The following is a 15072-nucleotide window of genomic DNA, read 5'->3' on the forward strand; positions in this document are numbered from 1 at the left end:
ACTGCGGGAGGAGTAATACATGAATTGGCACTGTTTGAGTGAAGAGGAGACAGAGCGCTTGTGGCGCAGGGTAAATCGCGCAGTGAAATGGAAATCGGGCAGTATATTTGCTTCTATAAAACCTCCAAAACCGTTTCAGATCTTTGATGTATCTCAAGGATTCAATGATGAAAAAGGGCGTATCGGCTTTCTGGAAGATGCAGAGGTGCAGTTACTAAAGGCACTTCAATCTTGTACCTTAAAGCAAGAGTTTATATATGCGCTGGACTGGCAGCATGAATGTTATCTATTTAATCCTCATGCGCCAATTGATAAAGATGAATTCGGTGAATGGCTGGTCTCCGTTATTCCAAACGGAGACTATTGTTTCTTTATTCATCAGGACTTCCAGTGGGGGCTGCTAGGGGATCCGCGGCAGCAAACCATTACGGTTTTTGGCTCACCGCTAATAAGGGCGATAGAAAGAAACGCTCCTGTCTTATTTCAAAAGTGAATGCCGCTTGCGAATGAATCTCATGTTTTTACGGGGGAGGAATAACAGGATGACAGAAGAAGAGTTCAGGGCTGCGGAAAAAAGCTTGAGAGCGTCTTTTCCGAAAGCGTATAAACGGCTGCTTCATAAAAAGAACCCTGCGGAGATCGGAGAGTGGATTTTTTTCCCTATCCGTGAACAAAGCCGTTTGCAGAAAACCTGGGATGATGTGATCAGGCAAAACAGTGTGTGCAGAGAAGAGAGTATGCCGCTTCTATAGGAGAATTTATAGAAAATGAAAGAGAATAAGTGGCTGATTCAGGAGCTTTTAGAATTCCGCCTCAACCGGGAAGGGGAGATTTCTGCAATTGGGTTGGCATTTTCCTCCGAGTATGAACATCATCTCATTCGTGTAAGGCTCACATGCAAAGACGTTTCTTCCGTTCAAATAAAAAAAATGGAGAGTCAAACGGCTGGCTCAGGCATTGTAGCAATTGATCCTGCTGACGGCGATGATGGACAGCATTTTCTCGTGGAGGAGTGGGAGAACCAAACGTTCCGCTTTTACTGCCGTCAATATGAAGCAGCAGAGAAGAAGGTGTTAAGTAAGGAGGCACAAAATGGAATGGCACAAACATGAGAAAGCAGTTCTGCTGGGGCCGGATTCGCCGGGGTGTTTTGAATTGACGGAGTTTACGTTCTATACCGGGTATAACGAGTATTATGATAAAATCCCGGTGTTTGAGCTGAAGCTGACTGATGGACAGTATGATGCCGTGCTGCGTTTTGAGGGTGTGAGGGCTGCCCGGCTGGATGATCTTGAAAGCATCACCGACATCCATCTGGATATCAGCCCGGTCGACGGCGGCTGGGAATCAATCCGCTACTATGTCGATGACGGGGAAGGAAGCATGAGCTTTTATTGCGCCAAATGGGTCGTGCTTGACATGAAGAAAAAGCAGTCCCCCGAATGGCCCGGCAAAACGTCAGGGTAAAGCGGCGGCATTTCGCGTATAATGAGGGGAGCCGGACAGAGAAGGAGTTTAGTCATGAATGAGTTTAATGAATATGCGATCAGCCCCGAGATCCGACGGGCGCTGAATGGCTTGCAATACACCGAGCCGACTGAAGTGCAGCGGCGCGTCATCCCCGCCGCGCTGCAAAAAAAAGACCTCGTTGTCAAATCGCAGACGGGCAGCGGCAAAACCGCAGCTTTCGGCATTCCGATCTGCGAGCTTGCGGAATGGGAGGAAAACAAACCGCAGGCGCTGATTTTAACGCCGACCCGCGAGCTTGCGGCGCAGATTAAAGAAGATATCACGAATATCGGCCGTTTCAAACGGATAAAAGCCACGGCGGTTTTCGGAAAAGCTTCTTTTGACAAACAGAAAACCGAACTGAAGCAAAAAAGCCACGTCGTTGCCGGAACGCCGGGGCGTGTGCTTGATCATATAGAAAAAGGGACGCTGCCGCTTGAACGGCTGGCGTATGTAGTGATTGACGAAGCGGATGAAATGCTGAATATGGGATTTATTGAACAGGTGGAAGCCATCATTCAGCATCTGCCGAAAAACAGAGTCACCATGCTGTTTTCAGCGACGCTGCCGGATGACGTCGAGAAGCTGAGCCGCACATATATGAAAGACCCTGAATTGATTGAAGTAAAAGCGGAAGGCCTGACGACAAAAGACATTGAGCATTTTGTCACCAGAACAGAAGAAGAGGACAAAACATCTTTGCTGCGTGATGTCCTGATCACCGAAAACCCGGACAGCTGCATCATATTCTGCCGGACAAAAGAAAGAGTCATCCAGTTAACCGATGAGCTGGACAGGCTGGGCTACCCTTGCGATAAAATTCACGGCGGCATGGTGCAGGAAGACCGCTTTGACGTCATGAATGAATTCAAGCGCGGCGAGTTCCGCTATCTCATTGCGACCGATGTTGCCGCCAGAGGAATTGATATTGAAAACATCAGCCTCGTCATCAATTATGATATTCCGCTTGAAAAAGAAAGCTATGTGCACCGCACCGGCAGAACGGGCCGCGCCGGACACCGCGGACGGGCCGTTACGTTTGTGACGCCGTCTGAATCGCGGTTTCTGAATGACATTGAGACATATATCGGTTTTCGCATCCAGAAGCGGGAGGCGCCGTCCGAGAAAGAAACAGCGGAACGGAAAGCGGCTTTTGCGGAAAAATTGAACGCCCGCCCCGATGTCAAAACAGACAAAAGCGAACAGTTAAACAAAGACATCATGAAGCTGTACTTTAACGGCGGGAAAAAGAAAAAACTCAGAGCGGTCGATTTTGTCGGAACGATTGCGAAAATCGACGGCGTTTCAGCCGATGATATCGGGATTATCACGATTTTGGACAACGCATCGTACGTCGAGATTCTGAACGGCAAAGGCCCGCACGTTCTTGACATCATGAAAAATACAACGGTCAAAGGCAAAAAACTGAAAGTCCATAAAGCCAAGAAATAAAAAAAGAAAGCCTGCCGCGCGCAGGCTTTTGTTACGCCGTCTCCTCGGGGACGAACGCAAGAATGCCAATCCCGATTACAAACAAAATGATCAGGCTGAACACGGCGGCTGACGAATTTCCGGTCAGCTGGGCGGTCACGGCAATCAAAAGCGGGCCGATAATCGAAGCGAACTTGCCGAAGATATTATAAAAGCCGAAAAACTCATTGGCGTTCTGTTTGGGGACAAGCTTTGCAAAGTAAGAGCGGCTCAGCGCCTGAATACCTCCTTGGGAAGTGGCGACAAGCATAGCCAAAATCCAGAAGTCAAAAGCGGAATCCATAAAATAAGCATACGTGCAGACAATCATATACACGCCGATTCCGGCATAAAGCATCGTTTTTCCTTTAAACCGTTCGGCCAGCCGCCCATACAAAATCGAAAAAGGCGCGGCGACGACCTGAGTGACAAATAAAACAATCAGCAGATTTGCCGCGCTGATGCCGAGGTCAGCCCCGTATGACGTGGACATTGTAATGATGGTGCCGACCCCGTCGATATAGAAGAAATAGGCGAGCAGAAACAAAAACAGCGCCCGGTGCTTCCTGATCTGCTTCAGCGTGCCGGCCAGCCGTTTAAAACTGCTGATTACAAGCCGCGGCTCCCTCTCGATATAATAGCGCTGGCGGACGCGGAGAAGGAGCGGGATCGAAAACAGCCCCCACCATGCCGCCGTAATCAAAAAGGCAATGCGGCCGGCAGCCTGGGCGGACAGCGGAATCACCTCCGCTTGAGCTGAAAGAATCACGGCAATGCTGAGGAGAAAAGGGATCGTACTGCCGATATAGCCCAGCCCAAACCCTCTGGCGGACACCATATTCATCCGCTCCTTTGCGGCCACATCAACGAGAAACGCATCATAAAACACATTAGACCCGGCAAAGCCGATCGTGGAAATCGTATAACAAATTAATAACAGCATCCAAGATTCGCCGGGAATCAAAGCCAGCGCGGCGGTGCCCGCCACACCGATCAGAAAAAAGAAGGCAAAAAACCGTTTCTTGCATCCTTTGTAGTCGGCAATCGTTCCTAAGACGGGGCCGAGCATCGCCAAAATAAAAGTCGCGGCGGCAATCGTATAGCCCAAATAAGCGGTAGAATCAGCCGCGCTGACACCGTTTTCCGCCGCCGCGGCTTTAAAAAACAAGGGGAATACCGCCGCCATAATAATGACCGAGTAAGCTGAATTGGCCCAATCATACAGCATCCAGCTGCTTTCTTCTTTCGAAAACCGTTTCATCACACACGCTCCTTCCCAAAAACCGGTTCTCTGCATTATATGCGCCGCTGCCTCATCGTTGGACAATGATTTCTGAACGGCGTTTTCTGATTGACCTGGAGATATTGACCTAGTTCAAAAAGGATGTAAAATCAAGGTGTAGCAGGTAAATGGTCAGGCGGGAGGGAGACAGAATTGAAGATTGCGAAAGTCATTAATAATAATGTCGTCAGTGTGCTCAAAGAAGGCAATCAGGAATTGGTCATCATGGGCCGGGGCATTGCTTTTCAAAAGAAAACGGGAGACCCGGTAGATGAAGCCCGCATTGAGAAAGTGTTCACGCTCGATAACAAAGATGTATCCGAAAAGTTCAAAACCCTTTTGTATGATATCCCGATCGAATGTATGGAAGTATCCGAAGAGATTATCAGCTATGCGAAATTACAGCTCGGCAAAAAGCTCAATGACAGCATCTATGTGTCGCTGACCGACCATATTAACTTTGCGATCCAGCGCAATAAGAAAGGGCTGGATATCAAAAATGCCTTACTGTGGGAAACGAAACGGCTGTACAAAGACGAATTTGCAATCGGCAAACAAGCGTTGGCCATGGTAAAAAACAAGACTGGCGTGTCTCTGCCGGAGGATGAAGCAGGCTTTATTACGCTGCATATTGTCAATGCCGAGCTGAATGAAGAGATGCCCAATATCATCAACATTACAAAAGTCATGCAAGAGATTTTGAGAATCGTAAAATACCATTTTAAGATTGACTTCAACGAGGAATCACTTCACTATTATCGGTTTGTCACCCACTTAAAGTTTTTCGCGCAGCGTCTTTTTAACGGCACACATATGGAAAGCCAGGACGATTTTTTGCTGGAGACAGTGAAAGAAAAGTACCATCGGGCGTATGAATGCACGAAGAAAATCCAAACATGCATTGAGAGGGCGTATAAGCACAAGCTCACCAGTGACGAGCTGCTGTATTTAACGATTCACATAGAAAGGGTAGTCAAATAAGCATAATGAAAGCGTTGGCATTTTTTTCTTCATTTACGTATGATCTTGTTAGGATTGTTACTGATAAGCAGGCAAAACCTAAATTACAATGAGCGCTGATCATTTCTGTTTGTGCTGATGGTAATTTAGGTTTTTTTAAGATTCATTATTATCATTATTCTGACCGATGTCCCCTTTTAACAGAATCATGTATGATCAATAAAGAAATCGCTTTCAAAGAAAGGGGAATGCCGACATGTTTTATCGAATGAAACGAGTGCTGCTGCTTCTTGTCACTGGATTGTTTTTGAGTTTGTGTGCGATCACTTCTACTGCATCAGCTCAAACAGGCGGATCGTTTTTTGAACCTTTTAACAGCTATAACTCCGGATTATGGCAAAAAGCAAATGGTTATTCCAATGGAGATATGTTCAACTGCACGTGGCGTGCAAATAATGTATCAATGACATCATCAGGTGAAATGCGTTTGGCGCTGACAAGCCCGTCTTATAACAAGTTTGACTGCGGGGAGAACCGCTCCGTTCAAACCTATGGCTATGGACTTTATGAAGTCAGAATGAAACCGGCTAAAAACACGGGGATCGTTTCATCGTTCTTCACTTATACAGGTCCAACGGATGGCACTCCTTGGGATGAGATTGATATCGAATTTTTAGGAAAAGACACGACAAAGGTTCAATTTAACTATTATACAAATGGCGCGGGAAACCATGAGAAGGTTGCGGATCTCGGATTTGACGCGGCCAATGCCTATCATACGTATGCGTTCGATTGGCAGCCAAACTCTATTAAATGGTATGTCGATGGGCAATTAAAACATACTGCGACAAGCCAAATCCCGACAAACCCGGGAAAGATCATGATGAACTTGTGGAATGGGATAGGCGTCGATGACTGGCTCGGTTCCTACAATGGTGTAAATCCGCTATACGCTCATTATGACTGGGTGCGCTATACAAAAAAATAATGTACAGAAAAGGATTTCCGCTGGCGGAAATCCTTTTTTAATTAAAACGAAATAATCCCAATCAAAAGCGCCGCAATCGTCATCACAATCGTTGTTCCCACGGCCCATTTGATGGTGAATTTTTGATGATCGCCAAAGCTGACGCCCGCCATTCCGACCAATAGATAGGTGGATGGCACAAGCGGGCTGAGCAGATGCACCGGCTGGCCCAGCAAGGAGGCTCTTCCGATTTCAGCGGCGTCTATTCCGTAAGCGGAAGCGGCTTCGGCGATGATGGGAAGCACACCGAAGTAAAAGGCGTCATTTGACATGAAAAAAGTGAAAGGCATGCTGGCAATCGCAGTGATCAACGGCAGATGCGGGCCCATGGCATCAGGGATGAGGGAAACGAGAGAATGCGCCATCGCATCCACCATTTTTGTGCCGGAGAGAATGCCTGTGAATATGCCTGCCGCAAACACCATTGAGACAACGTTTAACGCATTACCCGCATGCGCTGAAATCCGTTTCTGCTGCTCTTTGACATTTGGATAGTTGATCATCAAGGCGATGGCGAACGCGATCATAAAAAGAACAGGGATGGGAAGCAGGCTGGTGATCAGCGCGGCCATCAGGGCGACAGTGAGCATCAGGTTGAACCATTGGAGAGCGGGACGCTTCAGCGGCGCCGCCTCCGGATCAGAGGACGGCGCGTGTTCAATTGAAATGACACCGAGCCGCTTCCGTTCTTTTTTTCCGAGGAGATAAGCAACGGCGATCACCCAGAGAACGCCGGCAATCATAGCGGGAATCAGCGGCGTAAAGACTTCCGACGTGTCCAATTTCAAGGAAGCCAAAACCCTCGCCGTCGGCCCGCCCCACGGAATAATATTCATGACTCCTGAACCGAGCATCGCGATCCCCGCCAGCACCAAACGGTTCATGCCGAGCCGTTTGTAAAGGGGCAGCATTGCCGCAATCGTAATCATATACGTTGTTGTCCCATCTCCGTCCAGCGAAATGGTCATCGTCAGAACCGCCGTGCCGATGGCGATTTTTAACGGATCCCCTTTGACAAGCGATAGAATTTTGGCAATGAGGGGATCAAACAGACCTGAGTCAATCATAATGCCGAAATACAGGATGGCGAATAACAGCATAATCCCGGTAGGAGCGAGGTCTGTAACGCCTTGAATCATCATCTCGCCGAGATCTTTGCCAAATCCGCTGATCAGGGCAAACACAACAGGAACGACAATCAAAGCAATAAGAGCGGAAAGCCGATTAGACATAATAAGATACATAAAGACAATCATCATCACAAAACCGAGTATGGCAAGCACGATATGACCTCCCCTGTTCAACAGCTGTATTGGTAAGCGCTTTCACAATTTATTTCTGTGAAAATGGCTTATTTCAAAATGTGTATGACCGCATATGTAAATACAGACCTAAAATCCTAATGAGCGGATCAGCAGTTTATATGAAGAACGCCGCGGGTAAATGTGCTGTAGAATGTTTCGTTTTAAAAGGGGGAACTGACATGAGTGATGATCAAAACAAACGAGTAAATGAACACTCAAAGGACGAACAGCTGGAGCAGTACCGGTCTGATAACAGCGGCAAAAAAATGACGACCAATCAGGGGCTTCGCGTGTCTGAGGATGAACATTCTTTAAAAGCGGGCGTCCGCGGCTCCACGCTGATGGAGGATTTTCATTTTCGTGAAAAAATGACGCACTTTGACCACGAGCGGATTCCGGAACGGGTCGTTCATGCGCGCGGGTACGGCGTTCATGGGCATTTTCAGGTGTACGAACCGATGACGGAATATACACGGGCGAAATTTTTGCAGGACCCGTCCGTCAAAACGCCTGTTTTCGTCCGTTTCTCAACAGTGGCGGGTTCCAAGGGGTCAGCCGACACCGTCCGTGACGCCAGGGGATTTGCGACGAAGTTTTATACTGAAGAAGGGAACTATGACCTCGTCGGAAACAATATTCCGGTGTTCTTCATTCAGGACGCGATCAAATTCCCGGATCTCGTTCACGCCATAAAACCGGAACCGCACAATGAAATGCCGCAGGCTGCGACGGCTCATGATACGTTCTGGGATTTTGTCGCTAATAACCCTGAGTCGGCTCACATGGTCATGTGGACGATGTCTGACCGCGGCATCCCGCGAAGCTATCGGATGATGGAGGGCTTCGGCGTGCATACGTTCCGTTTCATCAACGAGAAAGGAAAAGCGCGCTTTGTAAAATTCCACTGGAAACCCGTGCTCGGCGTTCATTCCCTCGTATGGGATGAAGCGCAGAAAATTGCCGGGAAAGATGCCGATTTCAACCGCCGCGACCTGTGGGAAACGATTGAAAACGGCGGCAAAGTCGAGTATGAGCTCGGTGTTCAGATGATTGACGAAGAAGATGAATTTAAGTTTGATTTCGATATCCTTGATCCGACGAAGCTGTGGCCGGAGGAGTTGGTTCCCGTCAAGCTGATCGGAAAAATGACCCTTGACCGCAATCAGGACAATGTCTTTGCGGAAACGGAACAGGTCGCCTTTCACCCGGGAAATGTCGTGCCGGGCATTGATTTCACCAATGATCCGCTTCTGCAGGGCCGGCTTTTCTCTTATACGGATACACAGCTCATCCGTCTTGGCGGGCCGAATTTTCACGAGATTCCGATCAACCGGCCGGTCTGCCCGTTCCATAACAACCAATACGACGGCTACCACCGGATGACGATTAATAAGGGTCCCGTCGCCTATCATAAAAATTCCCTGCAGAACAATGATCCGTCGCCGGCTTCAGAAGAAGAAGGCGGATACGTTCATTACCAGGAAAAAGTAGAAGGCAGAAAAATCCGCCAGCGCAGCGAGAGCTTCAATGACTATTTTTCTCAGGCGAAGATGTTCTGGAACAGCATGTCTCCCGCCGAGAAAGAACATATCATCTCCGCGTTCTGTTTTGAAGTCGGAAAAGTGAACAGCAAGGACGTGCAGCAGCAGGTGGTTGATGTCTTCAGTCACGTCGACGCCGGGCTTGCCGAGCGTGTTGCGAAAGGAATCGGCGTGAACCCGCCGCCGAAGGACCGTGAATCTGATGAAACGTTCACTTCCCCGGCCTTAAGCCAGGAAAACACGGTGAAGACGGCAGCGACAAGGCAGGTCGCGGTTTTAACCGACCACGGGTTTGCGGATGGGGAAATCAAACAGTTGCTTGACGCATGCAAACAGGCGGGAGTCAGAGCCGATATCATCAGCCCTGCGCTGGGAACCGTCAAGGGAGAAAATGGTACGGAGCTGAAAGCGTCAGCCACTTTCCTGACAGCGGATTCCGTCCTGTACGACGCTGTTTTCATTCCGGGCGGAAAACAAAGCACAGACAGTCTCAAGGCCCAAAAATCGGCCAGAGACTTCGTCAGCGAAGCTTTCAGCCATTACAAAGCGATCGGCGCCTCCGGTGAAGGAAAAGAACTTCTCGCCCTCGCCGCCGGAACCGAAAACGGCCCCGGCCTTGTTCCGGACGGAAACCATGAACAATTTCTGAAGGCCGTGGCTGAGCATCGGCATTGGGACAGAAACATATAAGAATGAAAAAGCGCCTTTTATGAGAGGGGCGCTTTTTCCTTGTGAAAGTGAAATATCTGAACGAAGCATTAATATTGGGAGAAAACGAAAATGGCTTCCGTGCAAATCCGTATCTTCCGCTGTCCGGGACATTCAGACAACAGTTTTAGAGAGTCAGGGCATTGCATTATTTAAAGGGTTCTGACTGATGGTGAAATGATCTTTGGTTTACTTCCGCTCTGTGTTTGTGTATCTTAGGGGTAGATTTTCTGGAGGAGCGAATGATAGTGAAGCCGTTTACCGAAAAACAACTTGAAGAATATTACCGGCGTGACGAAAACATGATGATTTTGGTGTTTGCCCAATGGTGCGTCAATCATGACCTTGATCCGATGGCCATTTACAGCAAGGCTTATCCCGGACAGCCTTTAAACGAAGAGCTGCGAAAAACGGCTGAAGAGCTTGTCGTGCCGAAGGAGGAATCAGAACCGATTCCTGATCAAACCGTTATCGGCGTTTTGGAGATGTTCGGCAACTCCGATTTGGCGGAAGCCGTTTATGAAGCCATTGCGCAAAGACCTTCACGGTAAAAGAGGCGTGGATTTTCCATGTCTCTTTTTTTCATGGAGAAAATGTGAAAGAAGGCCCAGAAACAATTTGCTGATCCGCGCTGTCTATAGAGTGTAACCCGTTTTCAAAAAGGGAACGGTAATGAAAAGGAGGAGTTGTGATGAAAAAGGCATTCAAAATGATGGCGGCTGTGCTCTTAACCGTGCTGACAGCCGCGCCGTTCGGAGGTTTCGCGCCTTCAGCCGAGGCCGCGCAAACTGCAAAGCCCGTTGTCAAAAGCCATACGTATAAGCATGTAAAACAGCTGACATACCCCGAGGTCACAAATACGGGAAACGCATCTTTTGAAAAGAAAGTCAATCAGGACTTCAAGCGCTATATTGAACAATCGTACAAAGAATATGTGAAAAACAAAAAAGACGGTGAAAAACAAGGCTACAAAGCGGAATACCAAACAGATTTTAAGGTGAAGTATAATCAAGACGGCAAGCTCAGCATTCAGACGGAAGACTACAGTTACACAGGCGGCGCACACGGGCTGACATCCGTTCAGACCTTTAATTACGACCTGGCCGCGAAAAAACGGGTCACACTCGATAATGTGCTGAATACAAAAACGAAAGCTAACAAAACGAGAGACTATCTTTACGGCTACATCAAGAAACATGACGATCTGTTCGATCAGGACGTCAAAAAACAAGAGATCATCCTGAATAATGAAAGACCTTTTTTCTTTACGAAAAACGGCATTGCCGTTGTGTTCGGACAATATGATCTCGGGCCGTACGCGGCAGGAATCCGGGACGTTTTCGTACCTGCATCCGTCTATCAATAAAAAAAAGCGATATCACTCCAAAACGGAGCGGTATCGCTTTTTCTATTACCAGACAAACAATCCGACAATCGCCGCGCTCAATAAGGAAACGGCAATTCCGCTGACAAGCAGCTTCCAGACGTTTTTTCCGATGATGGCTGATTTTTCACCATCAAGCAGAGATTGATAAGATCCGTAGATCATACCGATGGTGCTGAAGTTTGCGAATGATGTCAGGAATGTCGTAGCCACGGCAATCGTGTGCGGCGGAAGTGAATTCAGCTGCCCTTTCAGATCGGCCATTGCCACAAATTCATTCGTCGCGAGCTTGATGCCCATCAGCTGTGCGACATACATCGCGTCATGTACGCCTAATCCGAGAAGGAAGGCAAACGGACTGAAGATGTATGAGAAAATCTTTTGAATGGTCAACCCGTGCATGAACAGCCCGAGTACGCCGTTTAACGCGGCCGTTAACGCCACATAGCCGATCACCATCGCTAAAATGACAATGACCATGTTCATGCCGACAAGCATACTGTTAGAAATCGTGGAGAAGAAGTCTTTTTTCTCCGCTTTTGAAGGCACGTAAATAATATCATCCTCTTTAGAAACGTCCACGGGATTCAGCATATTGGCGATTAAAAGCGCGTTTAAGCAATTCAGCGGGATGGCTGTAAACACATAAGTGGACGGAACCATCGTCAAGTATGATCCGATGATCGAGCCGCTGATGCTGCTCATGCTCATCAGCCCGAATGTCAAAAGCCGATTGTTGCTGACGGCGGCAAGCTGCTGGCGGATGACGGCTAAAGCTTCCGTATTTCCTAAAAACATCATCTGGATGGAGAAAAAGCTCTCCAGCTTCGGCAGACGGGATATTTTAGAAATCAGCCAGCCGATTTTATCAATGAGCCACGGCAGAATACCGAAATACGACAGCATATCAAAGAAGGTCACGACGAAGATAATCGGCAGCAATGCGCTGAAGAAAAAATCAACCGTCGGGTTCGCCATGACAGACGGAAAAGCGAACGCAATCCCTTGACTGGCGCAGGAAATCAGCCATGTAAAGAACGCGCCGATCTTCCCGATGACAAAGCCGCCGACTTTTGTCCCTAACATAAACCAAGTAATCAGAAACTCAAAGACGAGGAGCATGACAATCGGACGCCATTTAATCTTCTTCTTGTTGGGAGAGCATAAGAAAACAACAGCCATGACAACAATGAGACCGACAATGTTCAATAAAAAGTACATGTGAGCAACTCCTATAAGGGTATTATGGAAATAAAAAAAGCTCTTATTCGTCACAAATTCCTGAAAGCCAGAAAGTGTGATAAATAAGAGCCAAAAGAAAAGAATAGACAGCGTCATATGCTTTTCACTCGTTCAAATTTATGCAAACTTTCTTGTAGTCTAGTCTTTTACGGCACTAGGTAGAAACAATCAGACCATATTACTGATCATATACAAGAATAACGATATTACATGAGATAGCAGTATTTTATCGTTTCAATTTTTGAAAATCAACCTTTTTAGATATTTTCAAAATAATAAATTTATATTATAAATAAAGAAAATAAAGGATGTGCATAAGTAATTGGATAATAAAGGTATAAAAAACCCTAAAAACCGTTCCGGTTCATTGTAAAGACGGGATGCAGCTGATAAAATGGATCTGAGGGCACAGCCTTCAAAAGACGGCAGAAAAGGGGTCATTTTCGTGATCATCCAGTTCATTCGTTACAGATAATGAGAGGTATAGATGAATAGGTTAAACCTTCCAATTCGGCAAGGTTTATTTGTCTATGCCTTTTTCATTTCATCGGAATAACGAATGAATGAGGTGTTTTTTTGACGTCTATAAAAAGAAAACGCGCGGAATTACTGCAATCATGCCAGTCCGTGTTTAGGTGTCCGCTATGCCGGTCGGCCATGGCGGTCTCACAATACCGAAGCTTGATTTGCGGACAGGGGCATACATTTGATATATCAAAACAAGGATATGTGAATTTCCTCAATAAATCGGTCAAAACCCGCTATGACAGGCAGCTGTTCGAAGCGAGACGCGAGCTTTTTGACAGCCGGGAATTTTTTGCGCCGGTTCAAAAGGAGATTGCCGCCATCATCACCCATATTCAAACTCCGCAAACATCAGCGGCGATATTGGATGCGGGATGCGGAGAAGGCTCTCATTTAGCCGCCGTATGCAAATGGCTTCAGCCCGCTTTTTCCGTGACGGGAATCGGCATTGATCTCTCGAAAGAAGGTGTGCTGCATGCCGCAAAGGCCTTCGGGAATCATTTGGTTTTTGCCGTCGCTGATGTGGCGGATGCGCCGTTTGCCGACAGCTGTTTTGATGTCGTGATGTCTGTTTTATCACCTTGGAATTACAAGGAATGCAGCAGGCTTTTACGAAAGGGCGGCACAGTCATTAAAGCGGTGCCGCGGCGTGATTATTTGAAGGAAGTAAGGGAATTCTTCTTCGGAGACAGTCCTCGGCTGAATGACACCGCCGATTCTGCGGCCGGACGATTCCAAGCGGGCTTTCAAACCTTTGAGCGCAAACGGCTGTGTTACACAAAGACTTTAGCGCAGCCTGACCTCGAGCGGCTTGTGAAAATGACGCCCTTAACATGGAAATGTACTGATGACAGCATCCGGCGGTTCATCAGCCGGAAAGAGGCTGCTGTCACGATAGATATCGATATTTTAATCGGAACCGATCCGCTGTAAAACGGAAAAGACACGCTAATCGCGTGTCTTTTTTTTATTTCCAGACTTCTCCGGCAATGTTGACGACATGGCGCAGTTTCGCCCATTGCTGTTCTTCTGTGATCAGGTTTCCTTCCTCAGTGGAGGCGAATCCGCATTGCGGGCTGAGGCAAAGCTGGTCCAGGCTGACATATTGTGAAGCTTCTTCAATCCGGCGTTTAATCGCGTCCTTGTCTTCAAGTTCGCCGTGTTTCGACGTAATCAAACCAAGCACAAGCTGAAGATCAGAGCGTTTGACATAACGGAGCGGTTCAAAGCCGCCGGAGCGGGAATCATCATATTCCAGGAACAATCCGTCAAGATCAAGCCCGTCAAAAATCGTTTCAGCCGCTGCATCATAGCCGCCTTCAGCCGTCCATGTGGATTGGAAGTTGCCGCGGCAGATATGCATCGTAACCTTCAGATCGTCAGGGCGATCCTTGATGGCGTCATTAATGGAAGCGGCAAACAGCTTGCGCAGCTCATCCGGCGTCGTGCCGAAAGCTTCAATCTGACGAAGCCCCGCTTCTGATAAGAAAACGGCCCATGCGGTGTCATCGAGCTGAAGGTAGCGGCACCCGGCGTCATAGAAAGCTTGAATCGCTTTTTTATACGCTTTTGACACATCGTGCTGAAATTGTTTGTAATCATTCTGGTAGGACGCTTTTTCCAATTTCCCGCGGAAAAACAGCATATTCGGACTTGGGATGGTCATTTTCGGAACAGCATCGCCGGCAATGCTGTGCAGGAATTTATAATCTTCGAGCATCGGATGCTGAGAAAAATCAATAGCTCCCGTTACTTTAATGCCGCGCGCTTTCGTCTGTACGTTGTGAAATTGAATGCCGCTTTCAGGCGTAAACGCTTCGACGCCGTCTAAATTTTCGAGAAAATCAAAATGCCACCAGGCCCGTCGGAATTCGCCGTCAGTCACGACATTGAGGCCGGTTTCTTTCTGCTTTTCCACGCTGCGGATGATTTCTTTGTTTTCGATTTCGCGCAGCTGTTCTGCCGAAATCTCACCCGCCGCTCTTTGCAGGCGGGCTTGCTTCACAGCCGCCGGCCGCAGCAGGCTTCCGACCTGATCCGCGCGAAACGGCGGGTTTTTTCTTAGAAGCGTATGCAATGGTTGTTCTGTGTTTTGCTGTGACATGAACGATTCCTTCTTT

The 15072-nt window shown here is 47.7% G+C and carries 15 protein-coding genes and 1 riboswitch; of the genes, 11 read left to right on the forward strand and 4 right to left on the reverse strand.

Annotated features, from left to right (window positions below):
- Nucleotides 1-19 precede the first annotated feature (19 nt).
- The 5 genes from BGM27_RS10875 to BGM27_RS10895 are packed head-to-tail and all read left to right on the forward strand — an operon-like array spanning nt 20 to nt 2961.
- On the forward strand, nt 20-493 hold the full coding sequence (locus BGM27_RS10875; RefSeq protein WP_007407789.1) for a DUF2716 domain-containing protein: 474 nt from the start codon (nt 20-22) through the stop codon (nt 491-493).
- A 49-nt stretch (nt 494-542) separates the two neighbouring features.
- Complete coding sequence (locus tag BGM27_RS10880; protein ID WP_007407788.1) at nt 543-752, forward strand: SMI1/KNR4 family protein; 210 nt, start codon at nt 543-545, stop codon at nt 750-752.
- Nucleotides 753-767: 15 nt separating this feature from the next.
- Nucleotides 768-1112 carry a hypothetical protein gene (locus BGM27_RS10885; protein ID WP_007407787.1) on the forward strand — a complete coding sequence of 115 codons (345 nt, stop codon included), beginning with the start codon at nt 768-770 and terminating at the stop codon, nt 1110-1112.
- On the forward strand, nt 1093-1467 hold the full coding sequence (locus BGM27_RS10890; protein WP_007407786.1) for a hypothetical protein: 375 nt from the start codon (nt 1093-1095) through the stop codon (nt 1465-1467). Before BGM27_RS10885 ends, BGM27_RS10890 begins: the two co-directional genes overlap by 20 nt.
- A gap of 54 nt (nt 1468-1521) precedes the next feature.
- Nucleotides 1522-2961, forward strand: coding sequence for a DEAD/DEAH box helicase (locus tag BGM27_RS10895; RefSeq protein WP_007407785.1), 1440 nt, complete (start codon nt 1522-1524; stop codon nt 2959-2961).
- Between the two features lie 31 nt (nt 2962-2992).
- Here the strand turns inward: BGM27_RS10895 and BGM27_RS10900 are convergent, their stop codons facing one another.
- A complete protein-coding gene (locus BGM27_RS10900; RefSeq protein ID WP_124693432.1) occupies nt 2993-4243 on the reverse strand; it encodes an MFS transporter in 1251 nt (416 codons plus the stop codon).
- Between the two features lie 171 nt (nt 4244-4414).
- Here BGM27_RS10900 and licT point away from each other — a divergent pair, with 171 nt between their 5' ends.
- Nucleotides 4415-5242, forward strand: coding sequence for a BglG family transcription antiterminator LicT (gene licT, locus BGM27_RS10905; RefSeq protein ID WP_007407783.1), 828 nt, complete (start codon nt 4415-4417; stop codon nt 5240-5242).
- Nucleotides 5243-5477: 235 nt separating this feature from the next.
- Nucleotides 5478-6209 carry a beta-glucanase gene (gene bglS / locus BGM27_RS10910; RefSeq protein ID WP_007407782.1) on the forward strand — a complete coding sequence of 244 codons (732 nt, stop codon included), beginning with the start codon at nt 5478-5480 and terminating at the stop codon, nt 6207-6209.
- 41 nt (nt 6210-6250) lie between these two features.
- Here bglS and citH read toward each other — a convergent pair whose 3' ends face one another.
- Nucleotides 6251-7531, reverse strand: coding sequence for a citrate transporter CitH (gene citH, locus BGM27_RS10915; protein ID WP_007407781.1), 1281 nt, complete (start codon nt 7529-7531; stop codon nt 6251-6253).
- A gap of 200 nt (nt 7532-7731) precedes the next feature.
- On the opposite strand from citH, the gene BGM27_RS10920 reads away from it, so the two are divergent.
- From BGM27_RS10920 to BGM27_RS10930, 3 genes are all read left to right on the forward strand, one after another.
- On the forward strand, nt 7732-9783 hold the full coding sequence (locus tag BGM27_RS10920) for a catalase (protein ID WP_007407780.1): 2052 nt from the start codon (nt 7732-7734) through the stop codon (nt 9781-9783).
- A 260-nt stretch (nt 9784-10043) separates the two neighbouring features.
- Nucleotides 10044-10352: a hypothetical protein gene (locus BGM27_RS10925; protein ID WP_015418528.1), complete on the forward strand. Its 309-nt coding sequence runs from the start codon at nt 10044-10046 to the stop codon at nt 10350-10352.
- Between the two features lie 140 nt (nt 10353-10492).
- Nucleotides 10493-11167, forward strand: a complete 675-nt coding sequence (locus BGM27_RS10930) for a DUF3298 and DUF4163 domain-containing protein (RefSeq protein ID WP_007407777.1) — start codon at nt 10493-10495, stop codon at nt 11165-11167.
- A 45-nt stretch (nt 11168-11212) separates the two neighbouring features.
- Here BGM27_RS10930 and BGM27_RS10935 read toward each other — a convergent pair whose 3' ends face one another.
- Nucleotides 11213-12406: a NupC/NupG family nucleoside CNT transporter gene (locus tag BGM27_RS10935; RefSeq protein WP_007407776.1), complete on the reverse strand. Its 1194-nt coding sequence runs from the start codon at nt 12404-12406 to the stop codon at nt 11213-11215.
- Nucleotides 12407-12541: 135 nt separating this feature from the next.
- Nucleotides 12542-12642, reverse strand: a riboswitch (purine riboswitch).
- Nucleotides 12643-13003: 361 nt separating this feature from the next.
- On the opposite strand from BGM27_RS10935, the gene BGM27_RS10940 reads away from it, so the two are divergent.
- The gene (locus tag BGM27_RS10940) at nt 13004-13885 is read left to right on the forward strand and encodes a methyltransferase domain-containing protein (RefSeq protein WP_020954369.1); all 882 of its coding nucleotides are present in this window, start codon (nt 13004-13006) and stop codon (nt 13883-13885) included.
- A 34-nt stretch (nt 13886-13919) separates the two neighbouring features.
- Here the strand turns inward: BGM27_RS10940 and BGM27_RS10945 are convergent, their stop codons facing one another.
- Nucleotides 13920-15056, reverse strand: a complete 1137-nt coding sequence (locus tag BGM27_RS10945; protein ID WP_007407774.1) for a 5-methyltetrahydropteroyltriglutamate--homocysteine S-methyltransferase — start codon at nt 15054-15056, stop codon at nt 13920-13922.
- Between the last annotated feature and the right edge of the window lie 16 nt (nt 15057-15072).

This window comes from Bacillus sp. FJAT-27001 (assembly GCF_019039175.1).
Lineage (GTDB): Bacteria > Bacillota > Bacilli > Bacillales > Bacillaceae > Bacillus > Bacillus velezensis.